Raw genomic sequence first — 1,548 nt, 5'->3', positions numbered from 1 at the left:
CTCGTCATCACGCCTCAGCCTTGATTTTCCGGATTTGCCTGGAAAACCAGCCTACACGCTTAAACCGGGACAACCGTCGCCCGGCCAACATAGCCTTCTCCGTCCCCCCTTCGCAGTAACACCAAGTACAGGAATATTAACCTGTTTCCCATCGACTACGCCTTTCGGCCTCGCCTTAGGGGTCGACTCACCCTGCCCCGATTAACGTTGGACAGGAACCCTTGGTCTTCCGGCGAGCGGGCTTTTCACCCGCTTTATCGTTACTTATGTCAGCATTCGCACTTCTGATACCTCCAGCATGCCTCACAGCACACCTTCGCAGGCTTACAGAACGCTCCCCTACCCAACAACGCATAAGCGTCGCTGCCGCAGCTTCGGTGCATGGTTTAGCCCCGTTACATCTTCCGCGCAGGCCGACTCGACCAGTGAGCTATTACGCTTTCTTTAAATGATGGCTGCTTCTAAGCCAACATCCTGGCTGTCTGGGCCTTCCCACATCGTTTCCCACTTAACCATGACTTTGGGACCTTAGCTGGCGGTCTGGGTTGTTTCCCTCTTCACGACGGACGTTAGCACCCGCCGTGTGTCTCCCGTGATAACATTCTCCGGTATTCGCAGTTTGCATCGGGTTGGTAAGTCGGGATGACCCCCTTGCCGAAACAGTGCTCTACCCCCGGAGATGAATTCACGAGGCGCTACCTAAATAGCTTTCGGGGAGAACCAGCTATCTCCCGGTTTGATTGGCCTTTCACCCCCAGCCACAAGTCATCCGCTAATTTTTCAAGATTAGTCGGTTCGGTCCTCCAGTTAGTGTTACCCAACCTTCAACCTGCCCATGGCTAGATCACCGGGTTTCGGGTCTATACCCTGCAACTTAACGCCCAGTTAAGACTCGGTTTCCCTTCGGCTCCCCTATTCGGTTAACCTTGCTACAGAATATAAGTCGCTGACCCATTATACAAAAGGTACGCAGTCACACGCCTAAGCGTGCTCCCACTGCTTGTACGTACACGGTTTCAGGTTCTTTTTCACTCCCCTCGCCGGGGTTCTTTTCGCCTTTCCCTCACGGTACTGGTTCACTATCGGTCAGTCAGGAGTATTTAGCCTTGGAGGATGGTCCCCCCATATTCAGACAGGATACCACGTGTCCCGCCCTACTCATCGAGCTCACAGCATGTGCATTTTTGTGTACGGGGCTGTCACCCTGTATCGCGCGCCTTTCCAGACGCTTCCACTAACACACACACTGATTCAGGCTCTGGGCTGCTCCCCGTTCGCTCGCCGCTACTGGGGGAATCTCGGTTGATTTCTTTTCCTCGGGGTACTTAGATGTTTCAGTTCCCCCGGTTCGCCTCATTAACCTATGGATTCAGTTAATGATAGTGTGTCGAAACACACTGGGTTTCCCCATTCGGAAATCGCCGGTTATAACGGTTCATATCACCTTACCGACGCTTATCGCAGATTAGCACGTCCTTCATCGCCTCTGACTGCCAGGGCATCCACCGTATACGCTTAGTCGCACCCTATAGTGAGGTCGTGCAGGGA

At 53.5% G+C, this 1,548-nt stretch carries 1 rRNA gene; it reads right to left on the bottom strand.

The features are described from left to right. Positions 1–1,529: ribosomal RNA gene (locus tag HF322_RS11530) — 23S ribosomal RNA — on the bottom strand; the annotation flags it as partial. Between the last annotated feature and the right edge of the window lie 19 nt (positions 1,530–1,548).

The sequence above is a fragment of the Psychrobacter sp. MF31 genome (assembly GCF_012847335.1).
GTDB lineage: Bacteria > Pseudomonadota > Gammaproteobacteria > Pseudomonadales > Moraxellaceae > Psychrobacter.
The sequence above is the reverse complement of the archived record's forward strand: the minus strand, read 5'-3'. Positions and strand labels throughout refer to the sequence as shown.